Genomic DNA, 17,035 nt, shown 5'->3' with positions numbered 1-17,035 from the left:
GTTTTTGCACAGACCCAATGGCTGAAACTTCCGACAAATGACTTCTCAGTCATATCAGGGCGTCTCTCAGGAATGCTGTAATAGTTGTTCGTTATGCCGATGCAATTGAAACAAACTGAGGCAGACGATTGCCCATGTCGCCATTGGAAAGACCGCCCAAGCAAATAGGTTAATGATAAAAATCACGGCCCCAGCTAATAACCAATAATTTAACCCCGCCATCAGCTTTTGCTGTGGCAAACAAAGTAGGAATAAACAGGGAAGTGCATTAAAGAGAATGATCCACCAAAATGTAGCGCTATGCTGCATCCGATACAGGGTGGTGTTGGCTGTCGGTTGCCAGTTTAGAAAAGGCATGTGCATATTTAATTGAACCAACACATCGAGCAGGGTCGAAAAACTATACAGCAAGGCCGTTGCACATGCTCGGAGAGGGTTTCGACCATACAGTACCCCTAAATAACTGTATGACATGGCGTTCAGCCTTATTTAAATTTTTGAATTTTTTGTTTTTATGGCTTTAAGCCTTTTATTGTCAAAAGGCTTAAAGGAGCTATGGATACATCAAGATCATTTAAACACAGATTATTTAAACACACGCCAAATGGCAAGTAAGCTTGAAAGTGCAATTAATACGATGGAAACATACCATGGCGCAATTATCGCGATGGAGAGGAAGATGGCCATAATACTGCCAAAAACCCAACTACGTTTTTGCTGATGTTCCATTTGCAGGCGCATGCTTTGCAGTTCATTCAGTTGTTTGGCATGCCAAGCCGACTGATTTTTTAAACCATTCAGGCTGTCGATCATCAGCGTTGGTAAATCTTGCGCACCTAAAAGTAAGTCTGGAATTTTTTGCCCGAGTTCTTTTAAGTTTTTCTGCGGATTCATTTGCGCTTTAATCCAATCGGTGAGGATTGGTTTTGCCAAACTCCAAATATCCAATTCAGGATAGAGATCAGTTCCTAAACCTTCAACATGGACCAAGGTCTTGAGCAGCAACATCAGTTGTGGCGGAATCTCTAAATGGAAACGACGCGCAATATCCATCACTTGAATCAGGATGCCGGCGAAGTCCAATTCATGCATTGGTTTAGAGACCATTGGGCCAACGGTACGACGCATTTCACGTGCTAAGGCATCTTGATCTGTACCCGGTGGAATCCAACCCGCTTGATGCACGATTTGAATCAGTTGCATAAAGTCGCTGTTCATAACCGCAAGCAGCATGCGTGCTACGGTCATTTGGTCGTGCTTTGAAAGCTCACCCATAATCGCGCAGTCCAAGGCAATAAAGCGTGGATTGCTTGGATTAATGGTTTCGACGAAGACATTCCCCGGATGCATGTCTGCATGGAAGAAGTTGTCGCGGAACACTTGGGTAAAGAAAATGGTGAGCCCTTTTTCGGCTAAATCTTTACGATCCATGCCCAAGCGATCAAAGGTCGCAATATCTGAAATTGGTACACCCGTAATACGCTCTTCGACCATGACATCACGGCTGTCCATATAGACTTCAGGCACGTACATCATGCTTGAACCGGTGAAGTAATGACGCATACGACGCGTGTTATCCGCTTCTAAAGTCAAATCCAATTCATTGAGAATAATTTGACGGTAGTCTTGAATAATTTCAGATAGATGCAGGGCACGAGCGGCTTCTAGGCGTTTTTCAAGGAACTGACCAAGCCACTCTAATATTTCAAAATCATGCAGAATTTGATTGCGAATATTCGGGCGAGCCACTTTCACTACGACTTCGCGACCATCATGCAGTGCAGCAGTATGCACTTGTGCGATAGATGCTGCGGCTAAAGGTTGCTCGTCAAAGCGTGCAAATAAGGTATTAACATCGGCTTTGAGTGATTCCTGAATGCGCATTTTGGCAACGTCATTTGAAAAAGGTTTTACACGGTCTTGTAAAAGCACCAATTGCTGTAAAACTTCAGGTGGAATCAAGTCACGACGGGTAGACAGTAATTGACCGAGTTTAATGGCCAAAGGTCCCATATCTTCTAAAGCTTGTTTTAGCTTCAGTGGATTTTTACGTTCTTTGCTTAAACGTGCTGCAGGATGTATACGAATGAGGGAAATAATATGACGGGCTTTTTCCGGTAATTCTTCCGCAGGAAACAACGTGTCGAGTCTATAGTGCGCAGCAATGCGCCAAAGGTCGAGTAAACGTGAAACGTGCGGAATCATATATGCAATTACCTAGTCTTAAGTGTTGTCTTGTAATGAGTCAATTTGGCTGTGCAGCTGCTGAATTTTTGCTTCTGCACGGTCCAGATTTTGATTCAAAATTCGGGTGTCTTGATTCAGGTCATCCATTTGCCAGCGTGGGGCAAGCAAGCCTGAATCTTCTTTTAACGCGTCTTCAGCAAAGAACAAATGGCTTTGTAAAGTACGTTTGAGATGTTTGGGTGCAAGTTGTAACTTACCAATTTCATGCGCAAGGCTTGGACCAATCCAAGGGCTTAGATGCGAAGCTAAATCAGGCTCAGCTTGCTGCATAATGCGCTGGATATCCTGCAATAAGTGATAATCACCTTGCAATGGAATATTGCCGACATCTTCAGCCAACAGCAGTTTGAGGAGCTCGACGACCGTTTTGACATGTAAGGTCGCCGTTGCTTCAGTTATGTTTGACTGCTGCTCGAAAGGGCGTTGCTCAAAGATGGATGCGGTTTCAGTATGTCCTGTTGGCGTCGGTTCTAAGCGAACTTTCTGATCGTCAAAAAACACATCCACCGACAACTGTGGTGAGTCGATCACCACACGAAGCATTTTGCCTTGCAATTCATTCAGTTGGATGCGGGTAATCGCATCCAAATCAATGACATGATGAATTAAGCGTTCAACTGCACCAAGTGCGAGAATCGACCACATAGTTCAGCCTGCAGTATTAAAGTTTGAAACCACGGTGTACAGCCACGATACCACCCGTTAAGTTGTGGTAATCACAGTTTTGGAAGCCCGCATTTTCCATCATACCTTTAAGAGTACGTTGGTCTGGGTGCATACGAATTGATTCTGCAAGGTATTTATAGCTTTCAGAGTCATTCGCTACGATTTTACCCATGATCGGTAATGCAGTGAATGAGTACAAGTCATACAGTTTTGAGAAAGGTTCAAATACCGGTTTAGAGAATTCTAAAATCAGTAAACGACCACCTGGCTTAAGTACGCGGTACATGGCAGCTAGTGCAGCATCTTTGTCAGTCACGTTGCGTAGACCAAATGAAATGGTCAATAGGTCAAAACTGTTGTCTGCAAAAGGTTCTAAAGTTTCAGCATTGGCCAAAACGAAATCGACATTGGTACAACCAGCATCAATGAGGCGGTCACGACCGACATTGAGCATCGATTCATTAATGTCTGAAAGCACCACATGACCTGTCGGGCCAACTTCACGGCTAAATACTTTGGCAAGGTCACCAGTACCGCCTGCAATATCTAGGACGTGCTGACCGCGACGTACACCAGACATGTTAATGGCAAAACGTTTCCATAGACGGTGAATACCAAATGACATTAAGTCATTCATGATGTCGTATTTTGCAGCCACTGAGTGGAAAACTTCCGCTACTTTTTGTGCTTTATCTTCGCTGCTCACGGTTTGATAACCAAAGTGCGTGGTTGCCCCAACGTTACCAGTATTCGCGCCACGTGGCAGATTATATTTGGGTACTGAACCTGTCACAGGTGTGTCGGTCAGACGTTGTTCTAAAGATTGTTGCTGACCTTGCGCTGTCCCTTGTGGTAAAGGCTCAGTTAAGAATGGACTCACTTTGTCTGTATTTTGTGCCGACTCAGGTGTAGGGGCAGGCGTTTGATTCTCGTTAGACATTAGAGTCACTCCTAACTTATAAATAGGGTTAATGTTGCTTTGCAAGCATGATGACAGATTCTCTGTTGTTATACAGCAGTCATTTGCATTTGTTGTGAATAATATACAGAAAAAATAAGGGTCTGCTGTAATTGCTTTGCAAATCCCCTATAAAAAATCTGAATTCAGTCTTGCAAGCCCAGTTTGTTTTATATCAAACATGGGCTTTGTGGGATGTGAGTTTTGTTAAGCCGCAGGCTGAAACGGGTTCGGGTCACCGGCATGTACACGGTCAACGATTTGGCGTTCTACAGCGGTAAATTCGCGGACAAATTTTTCTGCTGACTTGAGCGGTTTCATCGCCAAGAAGCCATCTTGCATAAAGTCGTACATCACTTCGAAGTTGTATTTGTTTGCTGCGCCCTTACACATTTTAAAGGCGGTATAGACCATAAACGAGCGCATATATTTATCTAAATTACGACCTAAATCGTCTAACAGTTGCAGTTGCAACATGCGGTCTTTGCCCTGATCGAGCTTGAGATAGGTCTGGCGCATCATTTCATCGGTCAGGGTTGGATTATTTGGATAATCTTCCAGTAATTGAATGGCCACTTGTTCGTCAAGCTGTACGGCCAATATCGCAAGTTGTACGCCCGAAGTGCCGGTCTTAATGGCATTGTCTGGAATTAGTTTTTCTGCTTTATGCGCATAGCGGGTGAGACGTGCAATTTGTGCAGCTAATGCATCAAAATCAGGACCGCCATATAAACGGTTAATAAAATATTCAGACATCAGTACATTGTGTTTTTCAGCAAATTGCACAGCATGCGTACGTTGCATGCGCTGTTTTTGCCACTGCTGGACATCTTGTAAACGCTGTAAAATTTCTGGCTTTTTGTGGTAGTTCAACTGGTAATACAGTTCAAGTAAATCATCTAATACTGCAAGTTTGGACATTGAGTGTCTCAATTATTTTTTAGATGTTTGAATCTTAGTGGGTGTTGGAGCTTAGGGCTATGACAAAGTGACGAAATTACAGGTCAATCTGAGTCAGTTTGTTGCAGAAACGGTCATATTTTGCATTTCAGCACATACATGAAAGCATTGTTGTGTGATGAACGGCATGGTTATACTCAAAACAGAATAAAACCAAGGGTCCGCCATGAGCTTAAAAGAAACAGAATTTCAATTGATGGATGAAGAACAACTCTCGGTTGAGCTGATTGAAGCGCAGTATCAACTGAAAAATACCAGCCGTCAGCCCAATGCCAAAAGCATGTTGATTTTAGTGAGTGGAATCGAGCTTGCGGGTAAGGGAGAGGCTGTCAAACAGCTCCGCGAATGGGTCGATCCACGCTACTTAAGGGTGAAAGCGGATGCCCCGATCATGTTTAATCAAAAACAAACCTTTTGGCAGTCTTATGCACGGTTTATTCCTGCCGAAGGGCAAATCATGGTGATGTTTGGAAACTGGTACAGTGATTTGCTCAGTACCGCCATGCATGTGTCGAAGCCTTTGGATGAAACCTTATTTGATGAATATGTCGAGAACATGCGAGCCTATGAACAAGACCTAAAAAATAATCATGTCGATGTGATTAAGGTCTGGTTCGATTTATCTTGGAAATCCTTACAAAAGCGCTTGGATGAAATGGACCCGAGTGAAGCGCGTTGGCATAAATTGCATGGTTTAGATTGGCGCAATAAAAAACAATATGACAACCTACAACGTTTACGTCAGCGTTTTAGTCATGACTGGGTCATCATCGACTGTGAAGATGAGCAAGTCCGTGATCAACAATTTGCACAGCATATTTTACGCACTTTAAAACATTGTCCACCACATGAAACCAAAGCGGTGGGGCGCTGGAAACAAGCCAAAACACCACAGGCGTTATTGGAACCCAGCACTGTCGTGGCTGATGAGGCTGATTATAAAAAAGAATTAAAAAAATTAAGCCGCAAGGTGGCTGAAGCTTTACGTTTTGATTCACGCAATGTGGTGATCGTCTTTGAAGGAATGGATGCCGCAGGAAAGGGCGGGGCAATTAAACGCATCGTCAAAAAGTTGGACCCACGCGAATATGAAATTCATACCATTGCAGCACCCGAAAAATATGAGCTACGCCGTCCATACTTATGGCGCTTTTGGAATAAAATTGTCCCTGAAGAAAAGATCACGATTTTTGACCGCAGTTGGTATGGTCGCGTTTTGGTTGAGAGAATTGAAGGCTTTGCCAATACGGTTGAATGGCAGAGAGCCTATGATGAAATCAACCGTTTTGAAAAGGACTTATATGACAGTCAAACGGTTGTCATCAAGTTCTGGTTAGCCATTGGAAAGGATGAGCAAGCTGCACGGTTTAAAGCCCGAGAAGAAACCGCGCATAAGCGTTTTAAAATTACTCCAGATGACTGGCGGAATCGTGACCGTTGGGATGATTATCTCAAAGCTGCCGCAGATATGTTGCAACGCACGGATACAGAATATGCGCCGTGGCATGTGATCGCCACCAATGACAAGCACAGTGCGCGCTTACAAGTGCTAGAGACGATCTTGGCGCAATTGAAAGCAGATTAAATGCATGAAAAAAGCCACGATATTCGTGGCTTTTTTCATTTTCAAAACTCGCTCATTTTCAGATTTACTTCATCTTTAGATCTATGGTTTAGATCACTTTGATTATTAAATCTTGTTGATGCGCTATACATCGTTTCGTTAACCATTGTTAGGCGTTGGGACAGGTTGGTTCGGAAATTTCTGTTGAATACGCTTCGCCAATTGGTAGCTTTCTTCTACATGGGTTTCAGCGACTTTTTTCATCACAATATAACCCAAACTGGCTGCCACCAATTGTCCACCTAATGGAATAAATTTAGTGACTTGTTTGGTAATATATTTTGCTGCAATGTTATTCAGCGATTTTTTCATCGCGGTTCGTGCAACCACTAAACCAGAAAATTCGACACCACGTTTACGCAGTTCCGTCCAATGAATTTGTTTGGTTTTTGGATCATACACACTAATTTGATCTGGCGCTAAACCAAAACGCGCATTAATTTCTGGAATGAGCTGTGACAAAATTCCGACGTCAATCACCACATCCAAAAATGGCACAGGAATAATAGCTGCACCTGCTGAAAAATAAGCACGTTTTTTGACGAGCTCTAAGCATTCAGCGCGAATAATGTCCAGATTTAAGTTAGGGTCGATGGAATCAGGAATGTTATCAATTTTCATAAGCAGATACCCTTGATACTGGATTGGTTTTTTTCTCATAAAGTATCATTAAGATACTTGTTTAAAAGCATTTTTTGCAATCTATTCTCTTGTCAAAGTCGCATAGACAGCCCAAGATGTATAGTAAATAATCATTGTTGTTTTGTAGTAGTTGGTCACGCAGGCTGTAAAGGTAATCCATGGCAATACATGTAATTCAAAGTCAACGAATCGAAGTTTTGGTGGATTGTCTAATCGAAAAATTGAAATCGAATCAATCGACCAATGCTTTGTCCGTCTTGCAAGAACGACATATCGTGGTGCCCGATCAAGCCATTGCTGCATGGTTAGAAAAACAAATTGCTGAAAAAATCAGTATTAGTGCCAATATTAAGCATCATCGTAAAATTTTAGGGCTGCAGTGGAAAGCCTACGATTGGGCCTTGCCGAATAAACAAGACCGTGAGCGGATTAAAGGTATCAACATGCCGCCGTTGATTATGCAATGGCGTATTTATAATGTTTTAGCGGTTTTTATTGCGGCTGATCAGTTTGATGCTGCACAGATGCCGACAGATGTGCAGCCCTTAGTCCAGCGTATTTTTGACAGTACAGCACAGCTTTCAGATCGAAAAAAACGTGAGCAAAAGCGGCAAGAAATGTTGTATTGGATCGCTGCTCAAGTCACTCGGCTTTTTACCAACTACATGGCCTTTCGTGGCAGTTGTATTCATACCCCAGATGAAGGTGTTGAGCACTGGGTTTGTCCACATTGCGATACTGACTGGCTAAAAGCGTGGAGTTATAACCAGCCGTTAAATATTATGCAACTTACAGGTCTGAAACCTGAACAAGCTGATGAATATCTACCGACTCAGGCTCGACAACTGGAGCATTGGCAGCGTTGGCTGTGGCATCAAGTATTCCAAAAAGACTTTAATGACCGTCAGGAAATAGACAATAAATTTTGGTTTGCCTTGGCGCATGCTGAGCAAAATCGGCAGCAGCAATTTGATTTGGATGCTGAGGATGATGAGCGCGATGATGATGAGCGTCACCAAACCTATAACGGTTTGCCTGAACAGATTTTCGTCTTTACGACCTTAGAATTACCCCCTGCACAACTGAAATTTTTATATCGCTTGGCAGCGTATACCGAAGTGCATCTGTTGTATTTCAACCCATCGCGTGAGTATTGGGCAGACATGGTCGATCCCGTATGGAAAGATCGTTATAACTTGAAATTACAACAGCGTTATATTGAGCGAAATCCCAATGTCAGCACGGCACAAATTCAGGCCTATCTGAGTACGACCAATGCGGAATTTCGTGAATCTCAGCATTCATTACTGACGCGTTTAGGTAAACGTGCGCGGGATAACTTTGCATTATTGGTGAATATGTCTGGTGGCGAAGGCTGGGAAGATATTTTTCCAGACACCGAGCCGACAACACTGCTCGCTCAAATTCAATATGACATCATGACCTTAGAAGAACCCGAGCAGCATCAATATGCACTCGCGGGGGCAGATGAATCGATTCAATTTCATGTCTGTCATTCTAGCCTGCGTCAGTTAGAGGTTTTACGTGAACAGTTGGTGCATTGGTTGGCCGATGGCACGGAACAAGAGCCACGCCATCCGAGTGATATCTTGGTCTTGGTGCCAAACTTAAAAGAACTGGAACCGCATATTCGGACGGTCTTTTCGACGACTCGAGGCATGGGTCGCAGTGCTGTGGATTTACCTTATATCCCAGTCAAAATTGCAGGGGTGGTCAGTCAAGATATTCAAAATGCATGGCAAGCCTTTGTTGGACGCATTGAAATTAGTCAAGGTCGTTTTACCGCAGAAGATTTTCATGATTGGCTGAATTTGAATGCGGTGCAAGAACTGTATCAGCTCGACCATGTGCAAATGGAACGTATGATGGAACTGCTGATTCAAGCCGGTTTCCGTCGTGGTTTAGACGAACAGCACATGTTGGCTTATTTGTCCGAGCAAGACCGAGATTATCGTTATACCTTTAAATTTGCATTAGACCGTTTGGCTTTAGGGATTGCGATTCCACAACATGCCGTATTTGAGGACACGTTAAGTTTTGCAGGGGTGTTGAGTAGTGATTTTGAGTTGGTGCAAACTTTAATTCAGATCTACCGAGATATCAGTGCGCGTCGAGATTGGCTCAATCCAAATCTCAGCGCACAGACGGTCAAAGCATGGTTGCAACAATTAGACGCAGATTTGAAGCCTTTTGTGGAGGCCAGTGGTCGTGCATTTGAAACCATTCGCAGTGTAATGCGTGCGATGACGCAACGTCTGCACAATGCTCAAAGTGATAAAGTTGAGTCGCTCCCCAATAGCTTTAATTTGCCATTATCTTTGCTGCTCAAAGAAATACAACAAGGCATCGATAGCTCTGCCGATCAGATCGAACCGACAGGATCCGTGACCTTTGCGGACATGGGGAAAATCCGCCAAGTCCCATTTTCATTGGTGGTGTTGATGAACATGGATAGTGGTAAGTTTCCACGTCGTGATCAGCAAGTGCCTTTTGATTTGATGGATGTGTTTAAACCGGTATTGGGTGATCGCTCACGTTTGGAAGATGATAAAGGTGCATTTTTAGATGCCTTGTTATTTGCCCGACAGTCCTTGTGGATTTTCTATAATGGCTTTGATGTCAATGATGGTGAAAGTCGTGAGCCATCATCCGTGATTTATGAATTTAGCCAATTCCTCGCACGGATGATTCAGCCGCAGCAATTGAACCAACCACATGATGCCATGCTGGATTTGGATGGCTTACGCATTCCACAGCAGCTCGAGCCGCTATACCATATTTATCCTTTGCAGCCATTTGACCCGATGGGTTTTCAGCAGTCGAAAAACCTACGATATAAAGATCAATGGTTTGCTGTGGCGGAACATATTTTAGATCAGTCTGGTCAACGCCAATCGTGGATTAACCGTGATTATCCTGTGCATGATGAACAAGAAGTACGGGTTTTGGATGGTCAGGAATGGATTAAAGATGTGGTGTTTCCAGCTCGTGCATATTTGAAAACGCTTGGCGTGGCCAGTGTCTATACCGGTGACCAATTACCACAGCAAGAGCCTTTATTGCTCGACCGTTTACAGCAATATCATGTCCGTGACTTATTGCAAAAGCATTATGTGCAACCTGCCTCTCGTGTCCATCAAGCTGAGGATCAGAACTCTACGACTCCAACTGAACCGGATATGGCCTTGTTCCAAGATGTACTGCCTGTGGGACATAGTCAAATAGCGACTTGGAAGCTCAGTTTGCAAGAGCAGGCACAGTTATTAGAGCGTTTGGATGGACGCCGTGTAACCGCGACCACCTTACAAAACTTACAGCTTGAACCGCATTTGATACTGAGTATCACCGTGCCTGAAGACTCTCAGAGTATGCATTGGTTAAGCTGTATGGCGTCTGGGGCAAAGCCTAAGCGTCAGACGCAAACCTGGCTCGAATATCTGCTGTGGTTGAGCTATTTAGACTTAGGCGATGAGGGCGCGACGTATCGTCGTGAAGTGATTTGTAATGATAAAAGCATAGTCTGTTGTGGATTAAGCTCTGCACAAGCCAAGCTGCAGCTCAGTGAATGGGTGGCGATGTGGAAACATGCACAAAAACGTCCTGTGGTGCTGCCTGCTGCCTTAATTCGCCAAGAAAAATGCACTTGGGTGGAGAATGAAACAGGCCAGCTCATGCCAGATAATTTTGCAAAGCTTCAAGAGGAATGGCTGAAAAATCATAGTTTTGGTGGAGTGGAGTTGGAGTCGAATGAAGCCAATAGCCACCATCGTGATTGGAGCTTTATTTTACAGCAACAAGCGGCAGATGAGCTTCTGGCATTGTCCTGTCGTTATTATGCAGAACGTTTATATCATGTGATGGATACCGAGGCGGATGACGGCCTAAAAAAACTCAATGTCATCAAGCCTGAGGTGAAAAAATGAATATGCCACAGCAAACGATGAAAATATCCACCAACCCGATTGCAGACATGAGCTTTACCGGACTGCACTGGATTGAAGCCTCGGCGGGTACAGGAAAAACCTATACGCTTTCCAGTCTGATGGTGCGGATTTTTCTCGATCGCTATATGCCGAATCAGGTCATTGCCACCACTTTCACCCGTAAAGCCACAGCGGAACTCAAAGCGCGGGTACGACTGCGGATTGAAGAAACCCGTGGCTTTGTTAATGGCCTGCTCGCGGCATCTCAAGATGAGTTGGCCGAACTTCAGCAAAGTTTGAGCGACCCTTTGTATCAGCAAGTGCTGAAAGATCATGGGCATCACTTAGAATATGCGTACAATCGTCTGAACGTGGTCTTACAACAATATGAAGAACTCTTTGTCGGAACTTTAGACAGCTTTAGTCAAAAGTTATTACGTGAATTTGCCTTTGAAAGTGGTCGTATTGAACAGGTGCAAATCAGTGATGATGAAGACCTGCATATTGAACGGATCATTCATGATTTATTAAGAGATTGGATTCAGCAGCAGCCTGCGCATTTGATTGAATATTTGATGTTGAATCATCAGTTGAAAGGTCCTGAATACTATCTTAGTGTAGTAAAGGAAAGTCTAAATTTCCCATCGGTGGATTTGCGCGTCCCTGAATTACCCGAAAATGCTTTGGCGCATTTTGAAGCGATGTGTCATCAGCTTGCGCAAATGCTGCCTGCCGCTCGTGTAGAGCTTGCAGCGTGTTTTGATGCAGGAAGTCATTATAAGAACCTTGTCGACGCTCGTCGTTTTAATAAAGGGGCATTTTTTGTCACCTTTAACACACGCATTCCCGAGTTTTTACAGCACTTTGAAGCTGCGGGTAGCCAAGGGGTTTTGACCCAGTCCGACGTGTTACAACCGACGATGAAAGCCATTCGCTCATTGTTTTATGATCCGAATAAAACTGAATTTAAGCCACGTGTCTTTAAAGACAAAGTCGTTGAAGAGCAGCCTGATGTCTCAAAAGCGTTTTATCAACATGCTTTTGTTCAACAACTCCGAGCGGTACTCAGCGCTTATGAACATATCAATCAAGCAGAGCAATTTCTAAACTTTTATTTGGCACAGGAAGTTAAAAAGCGTTTGCCTCAAGTGTTGTCCCACGCTGGGGAAACCACCTTTTCACAACAAATTCGGACCTTGTCGGAAGCTTTACAGCAAAGTTCAGCAGCGGGGAAAGACAGTTTTGCTGCCCATGTTTTAGCACGATATCCGCTGATTTTAGTCGATGAATTTCAAGACACCAACCAAGATCAAGATGACATGCTGTCCAGTATTTGGCGGGTCAAGGAGCGCTTACATCAGGGCTGTATGATTATGGTCGGCGACCCGAAACAGGCGATTTATGGGTTCCGTGGCGGTGACATGCTGACCTATCGTAAAGCGCGTCATGATATTCAAACCAAGGGTGGACGTTGTTATACCTTGAACAAAAACCATCGTTCAGTCAAAAACTTGGTTGAAGTGGTGGATGCCTTGTTTCATCGGCAAACGGACTTTGGTGAGCAAGTTGAATACACCCCGATTCAAGCAGGTGAGCGTGAGCATCCGCCGTTGATTGATCATGATCAAGTCAATCCACAACCTCTGCGTTGGTTGGCTTTGGATGAAACGCTGAATGAAGCTGAGCAAGTGGCTTGGCAGATTCAGTCATTACTCAACCAAGCGCAGCAAGGACATTTATATTTTCAAGAAAACAATATCCAGCGAGCACTGACAACAAACGATATTGCGGTCTTGGGGCAAAACCATTTCGACTTAGAGCAAGTGCAACAATGTTTATTGCAACTGGGTGTTCCTTGTTATAAAGCATCACGGGACAGCGTCTATAAAAGTTCCGTCGCACAAGATGTAGCCGCTTTGCTGACCGCGATTTTGAATCCCTATCAAGAAGCCAAGGTGAAACGTGCGCTGCTGAGCCGTTTATTGGGTTTTGATCTGAAACAACTGGTCGCACTCGAACAGCAGGCAGATGGACTGAGCGACATCATCGAAAAACTCGAACAGATTCGACAAATTTGGAATGAGCAAGGATTCCGCAGCGCGTGGAATAGCTGCATGACGGTCTTTCAGGTGTGGACGCGTTTGGTGGCTGGGCAAAGTCGAGATAATGAACGCACAGTGGTGAATTTACGCCATATCGCAGAATTATTAAGTCAGCAAAGTGAACATTACACAGGTGCACATAAGCTTTATCAATGGTTTATTCGCCAAATCAATTTAGGCATCAATAATGAAAGTACCCAAGAGCGAAAATTGACTGGGCAATTGGGGGTGCAACTGATGACGATTCATGCATCCAAAGGCTTAGAGTTTGGTTGTGTATTTTTATTGGGAGCAAATGCAGGCTTAAGTGAAAAAGGCAATTTGAATTTTTCCCTTAAAGACAATCAGCAAAAAAGCCTTGGGTTAGAACGTGTGATTGCCGTGAAGTCTTCGGACTTACCCGAAGATGATATTCAACAAAATGATGCGCGCAATGAAGCAGAGCATCATCGCTTGTGGTACGTGGCGTTGACCCGTGCCAGTTATCGTGTCTATGCCGTGCTACGTCATCATGAAGTAGAAAAGAAACAAATGGCAGAAGCGCGTTCAGGACTGACTTTTTGGCGTGGAAGCGAACCTGATCTGTTCCAACATGCAGAAAGTGTGGATGCTGATGTTTTGCGTGCAGCACCACCAATTTTGACTCAGACTCAGGTTGAAACTGTTGTATTAGACGCGGAAGAAATTCCCAACAGCCATTTTTATCCACGGGAAACCACCAGTTTTACCGCGCTCACGCGTACGGCACATAAGGCACATATACAACGTGACCAACTGGCAGCGGTCATGACCGAGCCAGAAGACAGTGCTGCCGATGAAGTTGAACAGCTTGAAATCATTGAAGCAGAAACGGCAGAGAAAATAAGCTGGATTAAACGGCATTTTCCAAAGGGAACCAAGCCCGGAAGTTTCTTGCATAAATTGATGGAAAAAGTTCGATTTAGCACCCCAGAAGAGAAGTTGGCCAAAGCCATCGCATCACGTTTTCATAGTGATGTTGAGTTTGATTCGCCGCAAATATTGCAAAATTTGATTAAACAGTTTGGGCAAACGGCGAACCCTGAACAAGATGAAGCTGAACTGATTGAAGAAATGCAGGAATGGTACAGTCAAATCATTCATACACCGTTGCATGATGGTTTTAGCCTGCATCAGTTAAACGATGGCGAATATCGTTCGGAAATGGATTTTCATTTGAGTATGGCAGATCGTGCATTGGCGATACGTAAAATACGCATGCTATTTGAAAGCCTAAAAGAGCCAGATTTACAAATACAAGATTTGAATGATGTGTTTACAGCACGCTATCTGACGGGGTCGATTGACTTGGTGTATTTTGATGGTCAGCGCTATCACATTGCCGATTATAAAAGTAATTTCTTAGGCGATCAGACCGCACATTATGATCCTGCCTATATTCGAGAAAGTATGAGTCATTCCAGTTACTGGTTGCAGGCTGCATTATATTTGGTGGCCCTGCATCGTTATTTGAAAGCCGTGATGAAAGACTATGATATGACGCAGCATTTGGGTGGGGCGAGTTATCTGTATCTTCGTGGTATGGATGGACAGTCCGATCGTGGGGTATATCACTGGAAGCCGGCGGATACATTCATTCAAAACCTCGATGCAATATTGAGCGAAAAGGTTGTGGCTAAAACGTGAAAAAGCACGAAAAAGATAAAAATATTCACGCTGAAACAATAAGTTGCTTTGTGGATAAGTTTGAGGATAACTGTGTGGAAAATGATCAAAAAGCCTTGTCAGCACAGCCTTTGCACGCGGGACAAGAAAACACTGTAGAAATGCAGGTTTTAGTTACCCAAAATCCCCAAGAAACTGCTGATTTAGATGCGGTTTTGCCGGATTGGATTGACTATTTAATCCAACATTATTTACCCAATCAGGCCAGTCATCCTGCTGCAAATCAGTTAATTCAACAATTGATGCAAGCCGTGGAAAAAGGCGACAGTTGTATTTTGGCCGAAGATGCGCAGATTCAATGTTTGGCTCAGATGGTTCAGCATGAGCAAGCTGAAAAAACACCTGTTGCGCCTTTTATTTTTGATTCACAGCGACTGTATCTCTATCGCTATTGGGCACTAGAAAATGCTTTAGCCAAGCAAGTTGCACGTTTAAAACAGCAAACAGAGCAAAATCTCAATCAAACGCAGATGCTTAATATTGAAAAGGATTTACTGACCGATCCCCATCAGATCCAAGCACTGCACATGGTGTGTCAGCACAATTTTAATATCATTACCGGTGGGCCTGGGACAGGTAAAACTTATACCTTGGCTCGGATTATTGCCGTGTTGAATGAGCAAAATCCAAATTTAAGAATTGCGATGGCAGCGCCGACAGGAAAAGCGGCGCAGCGAATGGAAGAAGCCTTACAAGCAGCGTTTAAAGATCCTGCATTGCAGCATTATTCGATTATTCACAAACATTTGAAACCCGTAACTTTGCATCGTCTATTGGGTTTAGGGACGCGCGCTATCCCGCGGTTTAATGAGCGCCAACGCTTACCCTATGACGTCATTGTGGTCGATGAAGCCTCCATGTTGGATTTAAGTTTGGCGCAGATGCTATTCGCGGCAATCCCTCAACACAGCAAGCTGATTCTCTTAGGGGATGCAGAACAGTTGGCTTCGGTCGATGTTGGCGCTGTTTTGGCCAACCTTCAGGATGTCGATGCCTTACAAGCCAACCGTACCCATTTACAGACCAGCCGCCGTTTTGTACAGGGTGCAGCCATTGGTGAGTTTGCTCGTTTTATTCAACAACAAGAACAACAGCAAACAACCACTGAAGTTCTGGCGAAATTCGAACATCAGGTGGTATCTGCATCCGAACTTCAGCCGATTCAACTGACACCGAATATGAGCGATGTGATTCAGTTGCAATATCTCCCCGACGCTACGAACAGTGCGGCACATTGGGCAAAATATTATGATCAACTAATGTATGGTTTTCAGCCCTATGTGGCATGGTTAAAACAATGGCCAGAGCAACCCGCTGAATATGCAAATTGGTCAGCCCAATTGATTCGCTATTTTGATGATTATCGGATTCTATCGGCCATTCGACATGGAAAATTAGGCTTACACGAACTCAATCAGCAGATTGAACTTCGGGTCTTAAATACCTTGGGTGTGTTGAAACAAGGGGATTGGTATGTCGGTCGTCCAGTCATGATGACCTATAACGATTATCAACTTGGACTATCAAATGGTGATATCGGGATTTGCTTAAAACGACCGATGACGGAAAAGTCGCAGTTTGAGGTTTATTTTCCAAGTTTGGATAAATGGGTGGTGGCAACACGGTTACCTAAAAGTATAGAAACCGCCTATGCCTTGACCATACATAAGTCTCAAGGTTCTGAATTTACCCATACGGCGGTAGTTTTGGAAAATCATGCTACCGAAATGATGAGTAAAGAGCTGATTTATACCGCCATCACTCGTGCCAAAAAAGTGGTGAGTTTGCTTGTTGCAAAAGATGCATTGGCAAAAGCGCTTATAAAAAGAACAGCGCGAGTTAGTGGTCTGTTAGAAAAAATTAACAATCACCTACCTTTGTAAAGCCTAGGCAAAATGTACCGTATTTTGTAAGAAATGGCTTACATCGATTCAGGAGATTTGCGCATAGAGCTTTTTAGAGCTTTTTGAGAAGATGACTTCACAGAAAAAGAACTCAACACGGATGGTTGAGTAAAATCGCAAAAGTATAAGAATAACGTCAAAAGACAGCGAACTTACAGTGAAGTAAGGAAATAGGAAACTTACAGCCGCTAAGCCTTGTAGTTTTGGGAGAGACTACAGGGCTTTTTTATGTCTGGAAAATAAGAAATGCCTATACGCTGTAACAGAAAAGAAATAGAGCTTAA

General features: G+C 43.8%; 10 protein-coding genes. 4 read left to right on the top strand and 6 right to left on the bottom strand.

Translation table 11 applies throughout. The features are described 5' to 3' along the window. Positions 1-66: 66 nt before the first annotated feature. From MST17_RS14555 to MST17_RS14535, 5 genes are all read right to left on the bottom strand, one after another. Positions 67-474, bottom strand: coding sequence for a hypothetical protein (locus MST17_RS14555; protein ID WP_180026788.1), 408 nt, complete (start codon positions 472-474; stop codon positions 67-69). 111 nt (positions 475-585) lie between these two features. Continuing rightward, positions 586-2,205 carry an AarF/ABC1/UbiB kinase family protein gene (locus MST17_RS14550; RefSeq protein ID WP_180007065.1) on the bottom strand — a complete coding sequence of 540 codons (1,620 nt, stop codon included), beginning with the start codon at positions 2,203-2,205 and terminating at the stop codon, positions 586-588. A gap of 18 nt (positions 2,206-2,223) precedes the next feature. Next, positions 2,224-2,892 (bottom strand): SCP2 domain-containing protein, encoded by a 669-nt coding sequence (locus MST17_RS14545; protein WP_180002881.1) that lies wholly within the window; start codon positions 2,890-2,892, stop codon positions 2,224-2,226. 16 nt (positions 2,893-2,908) lie between these two features. Then, positions 2,909-3,853 (bottom strand): bifunctional demethylmenaquinone methyltransferase/2-methoxy-6-polyprenyl-1,4-benzoquinol methylase UbiE, encoded by a 945-nt coding sequence (gene ubiE / locus MST17_RS14540; RefSeq protein WP_078189802.1) that lies wholly within the window; start codon positions 3,851-3,853, stop codon positions 2,909-2,911. A 225-nt stretch (positions 3,854-4,078) separates the two neighbouring features. After that, complete coding sequence (locus tag MST17_RS14535) at positions 4,079-4,792, bottom strand: hypothetical protein (protein WP_180026789.1); 714 nt, start codon at positions 4,790-4,792, stop codon at positions 4,079-4,081. Positions 4,793-4,997: 205 nt separating this feature from the next. Between MST17_RS14535 and MST17_RS14530 the strand changes: the two genes are divergently transcribed. Then, a complete protein-coding gene (locus MST17_RS14530; RefSeq protein ID WP_180026790.1) occupies positions 4,998-6,416 on the top strand; it encodes a phosphate--AMP phosphotransferase in 1,419 nt (472 codons plus the stop codon). Between the two features lie 138 nt (positions 6,417-6,554). Here MST17_RS14530 and MST17_RS14525 read toward each other — a convergent pair whose 3' ends face one another. Then, positions 6,555-7,076 (bottom strand): hypothetical protein, encoded by a 522-nt coding sequence (locus MST17_RS14525; protein WP_180024754.1) that lies wholly within the window; start codon positions 7,074-7,076, stop codon positions 6,555-6,557. A 179-nt stretch (positions 7,077-7,255) separates the two neighbouring features. Here MST17_RS14525 and MST17_RS14520 point away from each other — a divergent pair, with 179 nt between their 5' ends. The 3 genes from MST17_RS14520 to recD all read left to right on the top strand — a co-directional run bounded on the left by MST17_RS14520 (position 7,256) and on the right by recD (position 16,730). Next, a complete protein-coding gene (locus tag MST17_RS14520; protein ID WP_180026791.1) occupies positions 7,256-11,041 on the top strand; it encodes an exodeoxyribonuclease V subunit gamma in 3,786 nt (1,261 codons plus the stop codon). Further along, complete coding sequence (locus MST17_RS14515) at positions 11,038-14,808, top strand: UvrD-helicase domain-containing protein (RefSeq protein ID WP_180026792.1); 3,771 nt, start codon at positions 11,038-11,040, stop codon at positions 14,806-14,808. Before MST17_RS14520 ends, MST17_RS14515 begins: the two co-directional genes overlap by 4 nt. A 140-nt stretch (positions 14,809-14,948) precedes the next feature. Then, a complete protein-coding gene (gene recD / locus MST17_RS14510; protein ID WP_180026800.1) occupies positions 14,949-16,730 on the top strand; it encodes an exodeoxyribonuclease V subunit alpha in 1,782 nt (593 codons plus the stop codon). Positions 16,731-17,035: the final 305 nt, after the last annotated feature.

This window comes from Acinetobacter sp. YH16056_T (assembly GCF_024605895.1).
GTDB classification, from domain to species: Bacteria; Pseudomonadota; Gammaproteobacteria; order Pseudomonadales; family Moraxellaceae; genus Acinetobacter; species Acinetobacter amyesii.
This window is presented reverse-complemented; position numbering and strand designations above follow the sequence as displayed.